Raw genomic sequence first — 13,808 nt, 5'->3', positions numbered from 1 at the left:
TATCACATTATTTTAAAAAAAATGTTTTGGAAATCAAAACGAATTGGATAGCCCTGATCGTAGCGGCATCCTTTGTCTCGTTTTTTTAACGAGACAAAGATATAGCGTAGAGCAGGAGAGAACGTCAATGCAATTAGGAATCGTTCTGCTCCTGAAAAAAAATAAAGATGTTTTTTGGAAAGGTGATTGCAAAAAAAAATCCCACTTGCATGCAAATGGGATTTTATATATTTAGAAGTTAAAAACTATCTAATTTCATTATTCTGAATCAAATCTAAGTACAAGTTAATCTTGTCTTTCAATTCTTTTCTGGCTGTGATAAAGTCTAAGAAACCGTGTTCTAAAAGGAATTCTGCAGTTTGGAAACCTTCCGGTAAATCTTTACCAGTTGTATCTTTCACCACACGTGGTCCGGCAAAACCAATTAATGCTCCAGGCTCAGCAATGTTGATATCTCCTAACATGGCGTAAGAAGCAGTTGTTCCTCCTGTTGTTGGATCCGTACATAAAGAGATGTATGGTAATTTAGCTTCAGAAAGTTGAGCTAATTTTACAGAGGTTTTAGCTAATTGCATTAATGAATAAGCAGCTTCCATCATACGAGCTCCACCTGACTTAGAAATCATTACAAATGGTAATTTGTTTTTGATGGCATAGTCAATTCCTCTGGCGATTTTTTCACCTACAACCGCTCCCATAGAACCACCAATGAAGGCAAAATCCATAGCGCAAACAACTAAATCTTTTCCTTTGGATTTTCCAACAGCTGTACGAACAGCATCTTTAAGCTTGGTTTTTTCCATAACATCTTTAAGACGATCTGAATATTTTTTTGTGTCCACAAAATTCAAAGTGTCTTTAGAAGTTAGGTTTGGATCTAATTCGGTGAATTCGTTGTTGTCAAATAAGATTTCAAAATAAGTAGCACTACCTATTCTCACATGGAAACCATCTTCAGGACTTACAAACAAGTTGCGTTCCAGTTCTTCTGCATCAATAATTTTTCCAGTAGGAGATTTGTACCAAAGTCCTTTTGGAACATCCATCTTTTGATCGGTAGGAGTTGTGATCCCTTTTTCTTGTCTTTTAAACCAGGCCATTTGTTCTAGTATTCAGTGTTCAGTAATAAAATTCAGTATTCAGTTTGTAAATCAAATTATTAGTGTTCAGAAATCAGTTTTGATAACTGAACACTAAGAACTGGATACTGAATACTTTTATAAAGTGTTTACGTTATTCAAGTCAGCAAAAGCTTGCTCTAATCTTGCGTTGAAAGTTACTTCTCCTTCACGTAACCATTTTCTTGGGTCATAATACTTTTTGTTTGGAGCATCAGGACCTGTTGGGTTACCAATTTGTGTTTTTAAGTAATCAATATTGTTTACCATGAAATCACGAATTCCTTCAGTGAAAGCAAATTGTAAGTCAGTATCGATGTTCATTTTAACTACTCCGTAGCTAATTCCTTCTCTGATTTCTTCTAATGTAGAACCAGAACCTCCGTGGAATACAAAATCAACTGGATTGTGTCCTGTGTTGAATTTTGCTTGTACATAATCTTGAGAGTTTTTCAAGATTTTTGGAGTTAATTTAACGTTTCCAGGTTTGTAAACTCCATGAACGTTTCCAAAAGCAGCAGCAATTGTGAATTTTGGACTTACTTTAGAAAGTTCCTCATAAGCATAAGATACTTCTTCTGGTTGAGTGTATAATTTTGAGCTATCCACATCAGAGTTATCTACACCATCTTCCTCACCACCAGTGATTCCAAGTTCGATTTCTAATGTCATACCCATTTTGCTCATTCTTTCTAAGTAAGTTTTGCAAATTTCGATGTTTTCTTCGATTGGCTCTTCTGATAAGTCAATCATGTGCGAACTGAATAATGATTTTCCTGTTGCTGCAAAATGTTCTTCAGATGCATCTAATAAACCATCAATCCAAGGCAATAATTTTTTTGCACAGTGGTCAGTATGTAAAATTACAGTTGCTCCGTAAGCTTCAGCTAAGGTATGGATGCTTTTTGCTCCTGCAATAGCTCCAGCGATAGCTGCTTTTTCACCTGCATTAGAAAGTCCTTTTCCAGCGTTAAATTGAGCTCCTCCGTTTGAAAACTGTATGATTACCGGTGCTTTTAATTTAGCAGCTGTTTCAAGTACACCGTTAATTGTGTCAGATCCTGTAACGTTTACCGCAGGTAAAGCAAAGCCTTTCTCTTTGGCATAATTAAAGATTTCCTGAACTTGATCACCAGTTGCTACACCAGGTTTAATGTTGTGTCCCATTTCTTTTTTTGTTTTTAGTTAGATTTTTAGTTTTTAGATTAAGTTCGCAAAAATAAGAATTTATTAGTATTAGAACGGATAATTTATTCCAAAATTTAAAACGGAGTGTCCAAAATTGTAATCTCTAAACCATTTTTTTCCTGATTCTTCGGCAGGATTAAAGGTTTTGAATCCAAAATCAAATCGGACAACAAAGAAGTTTAAATCATATCGAAGACCGAATCCTGAACCTAATGCAAGGTCTTTTAAGCTGGATATGTTATTGAATGTTGCTTTTTCATCAGTCACATTGTCGAACACATTCCAGATGTTTCCGGCATCGGCAAAAAGAGCTCCTTTTAAATCGCCTAAAATTTTAAATCTAAATTCGGCGCTTAAAGCAATTTTCATATTTGCTTCGTTGAAATCTAAAGCTGATTGTGTTTTTCCCGGTCCCAGGCTATAAGGCTGCCAGGCTCTGTTGTCATTAGAACCTCCGGCAAAGTAACTTCTTGAAAATGGAATATAGTCTGAATTTCCAAAGGGAATAGCGATTCCGAAAAATGTTCGAAATGCTAGTACATTTTGTCTGGATAAATCCCAGTGTTTAATGAAATCAAATTCTGTTTTGGCGTATTCTGAATATTCTAGTTTGAATATATTGTAATTACCGTTGCTATTTTTGTTAAGCCCGATGGTATTAGAAAGTAACGAAAGTAATGAGCCGGCAGTTTCAATTTTGGCTTTAAATTGGTAAAAATCATTGTCTTTTAAGTCTCTTTTTGTGGTTTTGGAAAAAGTAAAATTTGAAGCAAGTATAAAATTGTTTTCGCTCAATCTTGTTCTTCTTTCAGCAATACTTAAAACCTCTTTGTAATCCTGATCTTGTGGCGTTAAACTTGTTTGTTGGGTTAACACATCGGTAATGAATCCAGATGTTCCTGAATCTATTTTAAGATTATTGTTTGTGTCAACAAAATCAGGGTCTGTATTGTAAATTTTTCCAATTGTATTTAATGCATTGTAGGATGAATTATATACATTAAAATAGTTTTGAGGGTTTAAGTTGCGTACAAACTGAACGTTGAATAAATCGAATCTTGCCGTATTATTTTGTTTCGGATTCCAATTGTAGGTAAATGTTCCTGTGAAGTTTTCTTTGTCTAATCCAATATTGGTTTGTGTGGCATAACCTAGACCAATTTGTGTAGAAGGAATCATACTTTTTGGAATGATTTTCTCGGTAGAAAACGGGAAAAATATTCTAGGAAAATTTAGTTTTAAATCAATTCCGTATTCAGAAACATTGAAGAATTGGTTGTTTGGATTGGCTAAATCTTTTGAAGAACCAATATTAGCTCTGGCAGATATTTCTAGAGTTTCGGCTCCGTTAAAAATGTTTCTAATAGTCAATGACGGGCTAAAGGAAATTCCAATGTCCTGAATATTAGAATGAGTAAAGTCAGAAGAAGCCTGGAAACTGTACTTTTTTCTAGGTGTTAGATAGATTTTTGCAATTAAAGAATTTTGTAACGAATCATTTTTGTCAATCTCATATTGAATGCTTGGTGGATTGAAAATTTTAAGATTACTTACATATCTTGAAGTTAATACTGTTTTGTAATCCGCAAAGGAAGTTCCTTTGGTAATGAAAACAGCATTGGTAATTGCTTTTGGGTTGTATTTTATTTTTTCTCTACCGTAAAGGTTGAAATTTTGATATTTAATACTATCTGTAATGTTTTGTTTGTTTGTGTTTGGCGCATAATCGGTATAGATATCTACACTACTGATTTTGTATAATTTATAAGGTTCGATTTTTGTCGAATCTTTATCTTGATAGCTGTAATTCCCAATGTTGATGTTTACATTGGCCTTGTTTTTTTTGCCAATAGTGTCAATGTCAAATACAATGGAAGTTGGTTGGAAATAATAAGCACCGTGATTTCTGAAATAGTTTGAAAGTCGGTTTTTCTCATCCGAAAAGTCAATCGTTTTAAATTGGCTTCCTGGTTTGATGATGGCGGTTTCTTTTGCTTTTACGTATAAAGAGTCTAGTTGTGGCGAACTGATATTAGCCTTTATAGTGTCAAGTGTATAAGCACTGTTGGTTGTGATTTCATATTTTATTTTTCCTCGCTTTGGTTTTATGGTGTCATGTTGGGAAGTAATATTTACATTAAAAAAACCATTGTTGAAATAATAATACTTAAGTCTTGAAACTGATTTTTGAGTTTTTGCAGTATCAATAATCACAGGAGCTTCTCCCGTTTTTTTTAAGAAGTCGTGAATTCCGTGATACCAAAACGATTTTCCAAGACGGTCAACCTGTTTTGCTGAAAGCCATTTGGATTTTCGTTCGTATTTCCCGGGATGATTCGTAAACTTAGCCTGATAGGTAGAATCTGGATTTAAATTAGCTAAATTGTACAAATTTAAGCGTAAACGATAGCCTAGAAAAGTCCCATTGGGTTTTTGATACAATTGTTCATGGATTTCCTCATTATTGATTTTTTTTCCGTTCACTATTATTTGATTGCTTACAAGAAGCTGTTTGCCATCCGGAACTCTTTTTTCAGCGTTACAAGCAGATATAATTATTCCAATTAGAATAAATAGTGATATTTTTGTTGAAATTTTTTTCAAGAGGTCTAAAATAATTTAATTCAAAAGTACATATTTTTATGGTTAGTAAAAACCAAATAAAACTTATAACTAGTTTACAGCAAAAAAAGTATAGAATAAACAATCAAATGTTTTTTGCTGAAGGGGTAAAAGTAATTCAGGAACTTTTACAATCTAATTTTGAATTAGAACATTTGTATACCACTCAATTTGATTTTGAAGATGTTTTAGAGAGTAAGAAGTCTTTAATTCATGAAAATGATTTGAAAAAAATAAGTGCTCTTACTACTCCTAATACATGTTTGGCTGTTTTTAAAATTCCCGCTGAGAACCCAGTTATAGATTCAGGTTTAATTATTGCTTTGGATGACGTTAGAGATCCAGGAAATCTTGGAACTATTTTACGTTTGTGTGATTGGTTTGGAATTGAACAACTTATTTGTTCTAAGGAAACAGTCGATATTTATAATCCAAAAGTTGTTCAAGCAACTATGGGTTCTATAGGTAGAGTTAATGTCACCTATGTGGATTTGCTGGAATATATTTCTCAGACTAATCTAGCTGTTTTTGGAACTTTTATGGATGGTGAAAATATCTATAAGAGTAATTTGCCTCAGGAAGGTATTGTAATTATGGGTAATGAGGCTAATGGTATTTCATCTGAAATTGAGTCAGTAATTAAAAACAGGCTTTCAATTCCGCGTTTTGGTAATTTGCAAAAAACAGAAAGTTTAAATGTGGCAACTGCGACCGGAATTATTTTGAGTGAGTTTAAGCGTAATCAGGCTTAATTGATTAATGAAAAGTAAAGTTAATAAAGATGGCTCTGCTTTTCATAGATTCAATATTTCCTGTCCAAGGACTGTTAGGGTCGTTGTCTCTTATGAGTTCATCTTTAAGACTAAAACATCCACGAATAGAAGGTGAGAATATAAAATATTCTGAAAAGAAATCAATCCCAAAACCTAGTTCGTAGTTTGTATTCCATGGTTTTACTCTGAATTTTTGTTGGACATTATCATCAATAGATTTTGAATTGGATGATAAATTTAAAGTGGTTGAAAATCCACCTACGAGATACGGACGAATATTCCCTGTACGTAAAGATGAAAATTTTAATAGTAAAGGAAAATGGATATAGGTGCTGCTTACATCTCGTACAGCATCAATTTCTCTTGAAAAATTAGGATAGTTTAAAGTTCTTTTAGTGTAATATAATCCAGGTTCAAAACGCAGATTGATATGTTCCTGAAGTTTTAAATCAGATACTACTCCTACGTTAAAACCAGTGCTTTTTTGAACTTGGATATCTGGACCTACAGTTTTGTAATCAAATTTAAAATCAAATGAACTAAAGCCTAAATAATAGCCAAAATAGACTCTTTGTTTTTGAAAATTTTCTAAATGGATAATAGGGTCTTTGCTAAACATACCTTTAGTTTGAGGATGTCCTCTAAAAGCAAGTAAGAATAGAATAAAGACTGCTATTTTTTTCATTTTACAGATAGTTATTTTTTAGATGCAACATAAATCGTGGCAACACCAAAAGTTTGTGGCATGGCCTTTACATCTATAAACCCAGTTTTTCTTAAAATATTGTTTAAAGCTTCGCCATAAGGAAATGCTGCAGCTGACTCAGAAAGGTATCCGTAAGCCATGTTGTCTTTTGAAAATAATTTTCCAATGATAGGTAATATGTTTTTGCTGTAAAAATTGTAGCCTTGTTTATAAGGTGTTTTTTCAGGAACTGAGGTTTCAAGAATTACAAAAGTTCCGTTTGGTTTTAAGACACGCAATATTTCAGCTAAACCTTTTTCAAGATTTTCAAAATTTCTAACTCCAAAAGCTACAGTAATAGCATCAAAATAATTGTCCTCAAAAGGAATTTTTTCAGAATCTCCTAATATCATTTCTATTCGATCGGACAGGTTTTTTTGAGCTACTTTTTTGATTCCTACTTCAAGCATTCCTGTAGAAATATCCAGACCTGTAATTTTCTTAGCATTTGTGTTTGCCATTAATATAGCTAAATCACCTGTTCCTGTAGCGATGTCTAAAATGGTTTCCGGTTTGCTGTTGTCGACAATTTTAAGAACTTTTTTTCGCCATTTAATATCAATTCCAAAAGAGATTACTCTGTTTAAGTTGTCATAGTTTCCGGAAATTGTATCGAACATTTTTGCAACTTGCTCTTTTTTACCTAATGAAGAATCTTTATATGGGGTTATTTTGTTGTCCATTTTTTAAATTTTCGCAAATATACTACAATGCCTTGTAAGTTCGTGGTTAAATTGAATTTCAATTTATTTGTAAATATTTCTTTATTTAAAAAAATCACTAAAAGTGGGTATTGTATGAAAATAATTATGTTTCGATATTTACAACATGAATTTTTTTGTAACTCAAAATAAAGAATTGATCGTTCAACTCAAATGGTTGTCTTTTGCGTTGGCAATTTCATTTGTGCTTGTGATTTTTTTTGACGGCGCTGCTTTGCAAAAAGAAGGCGTTTTAGTTCAAGCGCATAATACGTTCTTAGGATTAAATTTGTTTTTGGAAATTTTAATTTTCATGGTCTTTACTATCTTCGTGGTATTTGGTATTAAAGGCTTTTTTGAGATGTTTTCTCGAAAAATCGCAAATCTTATAATTCTCATTTCGGGAATGAGTTTATTATTTGTGAATTTGGTATTGTTATGTCAAATTATTTTTCAAGAGTAGGAAGTCAATTTTAAATGTTGTTGCAAAAGTCAAAAAAAAAAACACCTCTTTCACTGAGGTGTTTTTTGTTTTTTAATATAAGTTTCAAATGTGTAATCATAAAGATGTTTTTCGTCTTTACTTTGAAAATAACTATTAATTAGTTCCCAGTTATTGGTGTCTATTTCAGGAAAAAAAGCATCTGCTTCAAAATTATGATGTACTACGGTAAGTTCGATTTTGTCTGCATGAGCAAGACTTAGATTGTAGATTTCGCCACCGCCAATGATATAAGAATCTTCGTTTTTAGGACAATTTTCAATTGCTTTTTCAATGCTGTCCACAACGATACATCCTTCGGCTTGATAATCATTTTGTCTGGTGATGATAATATGAGTACGATTAGGTAAAGGTTTAGTGAAACTTTCAAAAGTTTTTCTGCCCATTATTATGTGGTGTCCTGTGGTTAGGTTTTTGAATCTTTTAAAATCATTAGGTAAATGCCAAACCAATTGGTTGTCTTTACCAAGAGCCCTGTTTTCGGCAGCGGCAGCAATCATTATAATCATTAGTGTTTATTTAGTAGTGGAATCGTCGTTTATGTTATGGCTTAGTTCTTCGATTTTCTTTTGTTGTAATTCAACTAATCGATCAATTTGTTCTCTTTCCCAGTCTTTGTTCATGAAACGATCTGTTATGAAAACTTTTATAAAGTGTAAAATGAATAAAAACAACCAAGCTGTAATTAACCAAATATGCCAGTGTGCACCTTCGTTAAATTTAAAAACTTTAGTAGCAACAAATAAAAATAAACTGGATAAAAACAATAAAACAAAATGAAAATAAACTCTTTTTTTTTGTTTTATACGTTTTCTGGCGTATTCGTATAATTCATGTTGTTCGGTTTTCATAGACTGATTTTTTTGCATATAAAGATAAAATATAATTTCGAAAAGCTAAATTGTGTGCGAAAAATATTTGATTTTAAAAACTTGATTTTTTAGATTTTGAAAATTTTGACCTTTTTAAATTATTAATTTATTCTGATTTTAACATTTTATTACGTTTTATCTTAAAAGTTTGCCGATGGTGCTCGGACTTCAAATAAATTGATTTACTTTGTCTCATAAATCTAAAAATGAAACAGTTATGTCGATTAAAAAACAATTTATAAAGTCAAAACCAGTTTGTAAAGTTACGTTTTCAATAGAGGCTAAAGATGCTGCTACAGTTTCAGTAGTAGGAGATTTTAACAATTGGAATCCTGAAGAAGGAACTTTAAGTAAATTGAAAAATGGTACTTTTAAAGGTGCTTTTGATTTAGATAAAGATGCGGCTTACGAATTTAAATATCTGGTTGACGGTGAATATATCAACGAAACAGAAGCAGATTCTTATAAATGGAATGAATTTGCAGGAACAGAAAATAGCGTTTTAGAGGTTTAATCTAAAACGCTTTTTTTTTCGGTTTATACTGCAACATTACCTTTGATGGTTTCATGTGGTTCGTAACCTACGAGCGTGAAATCATTGTAGTCAAAATCAAAGATGTTTTTTATCTCCGGATTTAAAATCATTTTTGGTAATGGTCTTGGTTCGCGTGATAATTGCAGTTCGATTTGCTCAAAATGGTTGTTGTAAATATGGGCATCTCCAAAAGTGTGAATGAACTCACCTGGTTCAAGGTCACATACCTGTGCTATCATCATGGTTAATAAGGCGTATGAGGCGATATTAAAAGGAACTCCTAAAAAGATATCTGCACTTCTTTGGTATAGCTGGCAGGATAATTTTCCGTCAGCTACATAAAATTGGAAGAAAGCATGGCAAGGAGGTAATGCTGCCTTGTTATTAGCTACGTTTTCTTCGAATGATTTTGTAGTGTCCGGTAATACCGATGGATTCCATGCCGAAACCAGCATTCTACGGCTATTAGGATTTGTCTTTAATTCTTTTATTAAATCCGAAATTTGGTCGATCTCTTCACTATTCCAATTGCGCCATTGGTGTCCGTAAACGGGACCTAAATCGCCGTTTTTATCAGCCCAGGCATCCCAGATCTTTACATTGTGCTCTTTTAGGTAACCAATATTAGTTTCGCCCTTAAGAAACCAAAGCAATTCGTAAATAATGGATTTGAGATGTAGCTTTTTAGTGGTAACCATTGGAAATCCTTCGCTTAAATCAAAACGCATTTGGTAACCAAAAACACTTTTAGTTCCAGTTCCTGTACGGTCGCCTTTTTGACAGCCGTTTTCCATTACATGTTTTACTAAATCTAGATATTGCTTCATTTCTAATGGTGATTTGTGGATTTGATAATTTGCTTATTCGTAGGTACCAATAGCCAGACTAAACTAGGATTCTCTTTTTGAGATTTCGTCTCTTATTTTGGCTGCTTTTTCATAGTCTTCCTGTTCAACTGCCTGTAGTAGTAAATCGTTTAATTCTTGTAAGCTGTATTTGATATATGCTCTACCGCTTTCGGCTTCAGATGAAAAAGATTCCGGATTTGAAATAACATCATCCATTGGCTGATTTTCTTTGTCGGAGTCAGCAGGATTTGTTTTTAAATAGATTCCAGCTTTGTCAAGAATGTTCTTGTATGTGAAAATTGGAGCGTTGAATCGTAATGCCAATGCTATGGCATCCGAAGTTCTGGCGTCAATTATTTCTTCGATTTTGTCTCTTTCGCAAATAATACTAGAGTAAAAAACACCGTCAACAAGTTTGTGAATAATAACTTGTTTTACCACGATGTCAAAACGTTCTGCAAAATTTTTGAACAAATCATGAGTGAGTGGACGTGGTGGTTTTATTTCTTTTTCTAAAGCAATAGCAATGGATTGAGCTTCGAAAGCACCTATTACGATAGGAAGTTTTCTTTCACCGTCAACTTCGTTCAAAATCAAAGCGTAGGCTCCGTTTTGTGTTTGGCTATAAGAAATTCCTTTGATGGATAATTTTACTAAGCTCATAATTGTTTGGACTGAAAAATGTAGTTTTAATTTAGGCTGCAATATTAATTAAAAATTCTGCCAATAAGCAAAGATACGATTATCTAATTTTATTAGGCAGAATTATTTTATTGTTTGATGCTTAGGTATTAAGCGTTTTGGGCTTTGAATGCTTTTAATTTCTCAATTAATCTTGGTACAACATCAAAAGCGTCGCCTACAATTCCATAATCGGCAACTTTAAAGAATGGAGCTTCAGGGTCTGTATTGATGACTACTTTTACTTTTGAAGCGTTGATTCCGGCGATATGTTGGATTGCTCCCGAAATTCCAACTGCAATATATAAGTTAGTTGCAACAGGCTTTCCGGTTTGTCCTACGTGTTCAGCATGAGGTCTCCATCCTAAGTCAGAAACTGGTTTTGAACAAGCAGTAGCTGCGCCAAGTACGGCAGCTAGATCTTCAATTAGATTCCAGTTTTCAGGTCCTTTTAATCCGCGTCCACCAGAAACTACGATGTCAGCATCGGCAATAGCAACTTTTCCTGATGATTTTTCAATTGATTCAGTTTTGATATTAAAGTCGTTGTCCTCGATTGTTGGGATGAAAGCTTCTTCTGTAAGGGTAGAAGCATTTTCAAAGATACCATAAGAGTTTTTAGCTAATCCGATAACTTTTATGTCGGTATTGATTTCGGTTATGTTGAAAGCTTTGTTTGAAAAAGCATTTCTTTTAACTTGAAAAGGAGAAGTGCTCACTGGTAAACCTACTACATTTGAGGCAAAACCAGCCTCTAAATTTACAGCCACTAAAGATGAAAGGTAAATGCTATCAGTACTTGAAGATAAAATTACAAGTTTTGCGCTTTCCTGTAGGGCTGCTTGTTTGATTACGTCAGCATAAGCTTTAGCATTAAATCCAGATAGTTTATCATTGTTTACTTTTAAAACTTTGTCAACTCCGTATTTTGATAATTCAGCAACGTTTTCATTGTTTATTGCTAGTGCTGTTACTGTAGTTCCTAAAGTTTCTGCTACTTTTTTTGCGTAAGAAGCGATTTCAAATGCTACTTTTTTAAATTTTCCTTCTGCAGATTCTGTATATATTAATATTGACATGATAATTTCAGATTTCAGAATTTAGATTTCAGATTTCAGAATCTGGAAGCTAAAAACTTGATTTATATTATTTTAAATTTAAAGATTATCGAAGAGATTTTATACTGCGATTTGCAATCTAAATATCTGCAATCTTAGCTTAAATAACCTTTGCTTCGTTGTGTAATAAGTCAATTAATTCGTCTAAATTGTCAGGAGAAACCATTTTTATTGCTGATTTTGGAGCCGGTTTTTCAAATTTTACCGCTTTTGTATTAGTCGCTGCGTCAATTGCTTCAACAATATTTAATGTTTTTGTTCTGGCAGTCATGATTCCTCTCATATTTGGAATGCGTAAATCTTTTTCTTCTACGATTCCTTTTTGAGTACCAATAACTAATGGTAATGAAGTAGAAACTGTTTCTTTTCCGCCGTCAATCTCGCGAATAGCTTTTACATTGTTTCCGTCTACAGCAATGTCAATACATGAATTTAAAAAGTTGTATCCTGAAAGTGCAGCCGTCATTCCCGGTACCATTCCTCCATTGTAATCTAATGATTCTTTACCAGCAATTACTAAATCGTAAGCTCCTGTTTTGATTATTTCTGCTAATTGTTTAGCAACAAAAAAACCGTCCGTTGGATTGGTGTTGATACGAATTGCATCATTGGCTCCAATTGCTAGTGCTTTTCTTAATGTTGGTTCGGTTTCGGGACCACCTACGTTTACTACAGTTACTGTAGCGCCTTGTTGTTCTTGGAACCAAATGGCACGTGTTAGCCCAAATTCGTCATTAGGATTGATTACATATTGTACGCCGTTAGTGTCAAATTCTGTGTCACCATTGGTAAAATTAATTTTTGAGGTAGTATCAGGAACATGACTGATGCAAACTAGTATTTTCATGTTTTGAAGATTTTAATGTATTTTTTGAAGTTGAGGTACAAAATTAGAATAATATTTCGAATAATCGATTAAGAATAAATGCTAAGGAATGGTAGTAGGGATTTTATTTGTTTGATATGACTAAAATAACTCAATAAAAGCGAGATATTCACATACCTATAATAAGATGTTAGAATTTGGGGTGGAATATTTAGGTTTATTTGTGCTTAAATGATTTTAAATATTTATTTTTGCTCCTTTGAAAATTATATACATACTATATTAATATGAGAACGATACAATTTAGAGAGGCCATTTGCGAAGCGATGAGTGAAGAAATGCGTCGCGATGAGTCCATTTATTTAATGGGTGAAGAAGTTGCAGAGTACAATGGAGCTTATAAAGCGTCTAAAGGGATGCTTGCTGAATTTGGAGACAAAAGAGTTATCGATACTCCAATTGCAGAGTTAGGTTTTTCAGGTATTGCTGTAGGTTCGGCAATGAATGGTTGCAGACCAATTGTTGAATACATGACTTTTAACTTCTGTTTAGTTGGTATTGATCAAATTATTAATAATGCTGCTAAAATGCGTCAAATGACAGGTGGACAATTCAATGTGCCTATCGTTTTTCGTGGTCCAACAGCTTCTGCTGGTCAATTAGGAGCTACTCACTCACAAGCTTTAGAAAACTGGTTTGCTAATACTCCGGGACTTAAAGTTATTGTTCCTTCTACTCCTTATGATGCTAAAGGGCTTTTGAAAGCTGCTATTCGTGATAACGATCCAGTTATTTTCATGGAATCAGAGCAAATGTATGGTGATAAAGGAGAAGTGCCAGACGGAGAATATGTTATTCCAATTGGAGTTGCTGATATTAAAAGAGAAGGAACAGATGTAACTATCGTTTCTTTTGGGAAAATTATCAAAGAAGCTTTTATCGCAGCTGATGAATTAGCTAAAGAAGGAATTTCTTGTGAGATTATCGACTTGAGAACAGTTCGTCCTATGGATCAGGAAGCTATCTTGAAATCAGTTAAGAAAACAAATCGTTTGGTTATTCTTGAAGAAGCTTGGCCAGTAGCAAGTATCTCTTCTGAGATTACTTATATTGTACAAGAACAAGCGTTTGATTATCTTGATGCACCAATCCAAAGAATTACAACAGCTGATACTCCAGCACCATATTCACCAGTTCTTTTAAAAGAATGGTTGCCTAATGCTGCTGATGTTGTTAAGGCTGTAAAAAAAGTAATGTATAAATAATACATATTAGATAC

15 protein-coding genes are annotated in these 13,808 nt (G+C 33.3%); 4 read left to right on the top strand and 11 right to left on the bottom strand.

The features are described 5' to 3' along the window. Nucleotides 1-245: 245 nt before the first annotated feature. The 3 genes from accD to tamL form a co-directional block, all read right to left on the bottom strand. Entirely contained in the window at nucleotides 246-1,100 is an 855-nt protein-coding gene (accD, locus tag AAEO59_RS07240; protein WP_341700065.1) for an acetyl-CoA carboxylase, carboxyltransferase subunit beta, read from the bottom strand. A gap of 117 nt (nucleotides 1,101-1,217) precedes the next feature. Continuing rightward, nucleotides 1,218-2,285, bottom strand: a complete 1,068-nt coding sequence (gene fbaA / locus AAEO59_RS07235) for a class II fructose-bisphosphate aldolase (protein ID WP_341700064.1) — start codon at nucleotides 2,283-2,285, stop codon at nucleotides 1,218-1,220. Nucleotides 2,286-2,354: 69 nt separating this feature from the next. Continuing rightward, entirely contained in the window at nucleotides 2,355-4,910 is a 2,556-nt protein-coding gene (tamL, locus tag AAEO59_RS07230; protein WP_341700063.1) for a translocation and assembly module lipoprotein TamL, read from the bottom strand. 38 nt (nucleotides 4,911-4,948) lie between these two features. Here tamL and AAEO59_RS07225 point away from each other — a divergent pair, with 38 nt between their 5' ends. Continuing rightward, a complete protein-coding gene (locus AAEO59_RS07225) occupies nucleotides 4,949-5,680 on the top strand; it encodes a TrmH family RNA methyltransferase (protein WP_341700062.1) in 732 nt (243 codons plus the stop codon). Between the two features lie 4 nt (nucleotides 5,681-5,684). On the opposite strand, the gene porT is transcribed toward AAEO59_RS07225, so the two are convergent. Together porT and ubiE are read right to left on the bottom strand one after the other, a co-directional pair. Continuing rightward, the gene (porT, locus tag AAEO59_RS07220) at nucleotides 5,685-6,386 is read right to left on the bottom strand and encodes a type IX secretion/gliding motility protein PorT/SprT (protein ID WP_341700061.1); all 702 of its coding nucleotides are present in this window, start codon (nucleotides 6,384-6,386) and stop codon (nucleotides 5,685-5,687) included. Between the two features lie 11 nt (nucleotides 6,387-6,397). Continuing rightward, nucleotides 6,398-7,129 (bottom strand): bifunctional demethylmenaquinone methyltransferase/2-methoxy-6-polyprenyl-1,4-benzoquinol methylase UbiE, encoded by a 732-nt coding sequence (gene ubiE / locus AAEO59_RS07215; protein ID WP_341700060.1) that lies wholly within the window; start codon nucleotides 7,127-7,129, stop codon nucleotides 6,398-6,400. 145 nt (nucleotides 7,130-7,274) lie between these two features. Between ubiE and AAEO59_RS07210 the strand changes: the two genes are divergently transcribed. Further along, nucleotides 7,275-7,610 (top strand): hypothetical protein, encoded by a 336-nt coding sequence (locus tag AAEO59_RS07210; RefSeq protein ID WP_341700059.1) that lies wholly within the window; start codon nucleotides 7,275-7,277, stop codon nucleotides 7,608-7,610. Between the two features lie 50 nt (nucleotides 7,611-7,660). Here the strand turns inward: AAEO59_RS07210 and AAEO59_RS07205 are convergent, their stop codons facing one another. Further along, the gene (locus AAEO59_RS07205; RefSeq protein ID WP_341700058.1) at nucleotides 7,661-8,158 is read right to left on the bottom strand and encodes a dihydrofolate reductase; all 498 of its coding nucleotides are present in this window, start codon (nucleotides 8,156-8,158) and stop codon (nucleotides 7,661-7,663) included. Nucleotides 8,159-8,164: 6 nt separating this feature from the next. Beyond that, on the bottom strand, nucleotides 8,165-8,500 hold the full coding sequence (locus AAEO59_RS07200) for a 2TM domain-containing protein (protein WP_341700057.1): 336 nt from the start codon (nucleotides 8,498-8,500) through the stop codon (nucleotides 8,165-8,167). 238 nt (nucleotides 8,501-8,738) lie between these two features. Here AAEO59_RS07200 and AAEO59_RS07195 point away from each other — a divergent pair, with 238 nt between their 5' ends. Continuing rightward, nucleotides 8,739-9,035, top strand: a complete 297-nt coding sequence (locus tag AAEO59_RS07195; protein WP_341700056.1) for an isoamylase early set domain-containing protein — start codon at nucleotides 8,739-8,741, stop codon at nucleotides 9,033-9,035. Between the two features lie 23 nt (nucleotides 9,036-9,058). On the opposite strand, the gene AAEO59_RS07190 is transcribed toward AAEO59_RS07195, so the two are convergent. The 4 genes from AAEO59_RS07190 to AAEO59_RS07175 form a co-directional block, all read right to left on the bottom strand. Further along, entirely contained in the window at nucleotides 9,059-9,883 is an 825-nt protein-coding gene (locus AAEO59_RS07190) for a thymidylate synthase (protein ID WP_341700055.1), read from the bottom strand. Between the two features lie 63 nt (nucleotides 9,884-9,946). Continuing rightward, nucleotides 9,947-10,567, bottom strand: a complete 621-nt coding sequence (locus AAEO59_RS07185; protein WP_341700054.1) for a bifunctional nuclease family protein — start codon at nucleotides 10,565-10,567, stop codon at nucleotides 9,947-9,949. Between the two features lie 128 nt (nucleotides 10,568-10,695). Beyond that, a complete protein-coding gene (locus tag AAEO59_RS07180; RefSeq protein WP_341700053.1) occupies nucleotides 10,696-11,664 on the bottom strand; it encodes an electron transfer flavoprotein subunit alpha/FixB family protein in 969 nt (322 codons plus the stop codon). Nucleotides 11,665-11,803: 139 nt separating this feature from the next. Beyond that, a complete protein-coding gene (locus AAEO59_RS07175; RefSeq protein WP_341700052.1) occupies nucleotides 11,804-12,550 on the bottom strand; it encodes an electron transfer flavoprotein subunit beta/FixA family protein in 747 nt (248 codons plus the stop codon). 266 nt (nucleotides 12,551-12,816) lie between these two features. On the opposite strand from AAEO59_RS07175, the gene AAEO59_RS07170 reads away from it, so the two are divergent. After that, a complete protein-coding gene (locus AAEO59_RS07170) occupies nucleotides 12,817-13,794 on the top strand; it encodes a pyruvate dehydrogenase complex E1 component subunit beta (protein WP_341700051.1) in 978 nt (325 codons plus the stop codon). Nucleotides 13,795-13,808: the final 14 nt, after the last annotated feature.

The organism is Flavobacterium flavipallidum (assembly GCF_038289905.1).
Lineage (GTDB): Bacteria > Bacteroidota > Bacteroidia > Flavobacteriales > Flavobacteriaceae > Flavobacterium > Flavobacterium flavipallidum.
The sequence above is the reverse complement of the archived record's forward strand: the minus strand, read 5'-3'. Positions and strand labels throughout refer to the sequence as shown.

Coding starts and splice junctions, on each gene's coding strand:
- AAEO59_RS07195 (WP_341700056.1), top strand. CDS start 8,739: ATGTCGATTAAAAAACAATTTATAAAGTCAAAACCAGTTTGTAAAGTT.
- AAEO59_RS07210 (WP_341700059.1), top strand. CDS start 7,275: ATGAATTTTTTTGTAACTCAAAATAAAGAATTGATCGTTCAACTCAAA.
- AAEO59_RS07225 (WP_341700062.1), top strand. CDS start 4,949: ATGGTTAGTAAAAACCAAATAAAACTTATAACTAGTTTACAGCAAAAA.
- fbaA (WP_341700064.1), bottom strand. CDS start 2,285: ATGGGACACAACATTAAACCTGGTGTAGCAACTGGTGATCAAGTTCAG.
- AAEO59_RS07185 (WP_341700054.1), bottom strand. CDS start 10,567: ATGAGCTTAGTAAAATTATCCATCAAAGGAATTTCTTATAGCCAAACA.
- AAEO59_RS07200 (WP_341700057.1), bottom strand. CDS start 8,500: ATGAAAACCGAACAACATGAATTATACGAATACGCCAGAAAACGTATA.
- AAEO59_RS07190 (WP_341700055.1), bottom strand. CDS start 9,883: ATGAAGCAATATCTAGATTTAGTAAAACATGTAATGGAAAACGGCTGT.
- porT (WP_341700061.1), bottom strand. CDS start 6,386: ATGAAAAAAATAGCAGTCTTTATTCTATTCTTACTTGCTTTTAGAGGA.
- AAEO59_RS07205 (WP_341700058.1), bottom strand. CDS start 8,158: ATGATTATAATGATTGCTGCCGCTGCCGAAAACAGGGCTCTTGGTAAA.
- accD (WP_341700065.1), bottom strand. CDS start 1,100: ATGGCCTGGTTTAAAAGACAAGAAAAAGGGATCACAACTCCTACCGAT.
- AAEO59_RS07175 (WP_341700052.1), bottom strand. CDS start 12,550: ATGAAAATACTAGTTTGCATCAGTCATGTTCCTGATACTACCTCAAAA.
- ubiE (WP_341700060.1), bottom strand. CDS start 7,129: ATGGACAACAAAATAACCCCATATAAAGATTCTTCATTAGGTAAAAAA.
- AAEO59_RS07180 (WP_341700053.1), bottom strand. CDS start 11,664: ATGTCAATATTAATATATACAGAATCTGCAGAAGGAAAATTTAAAAAA.
- AAEO59_RS07170 (WP_341700051.1), top strand. CDS start 12,817: ATGAGAACGATACAATTTAGAGAGGCCATTTGCGAAGCGATGAGTGAA.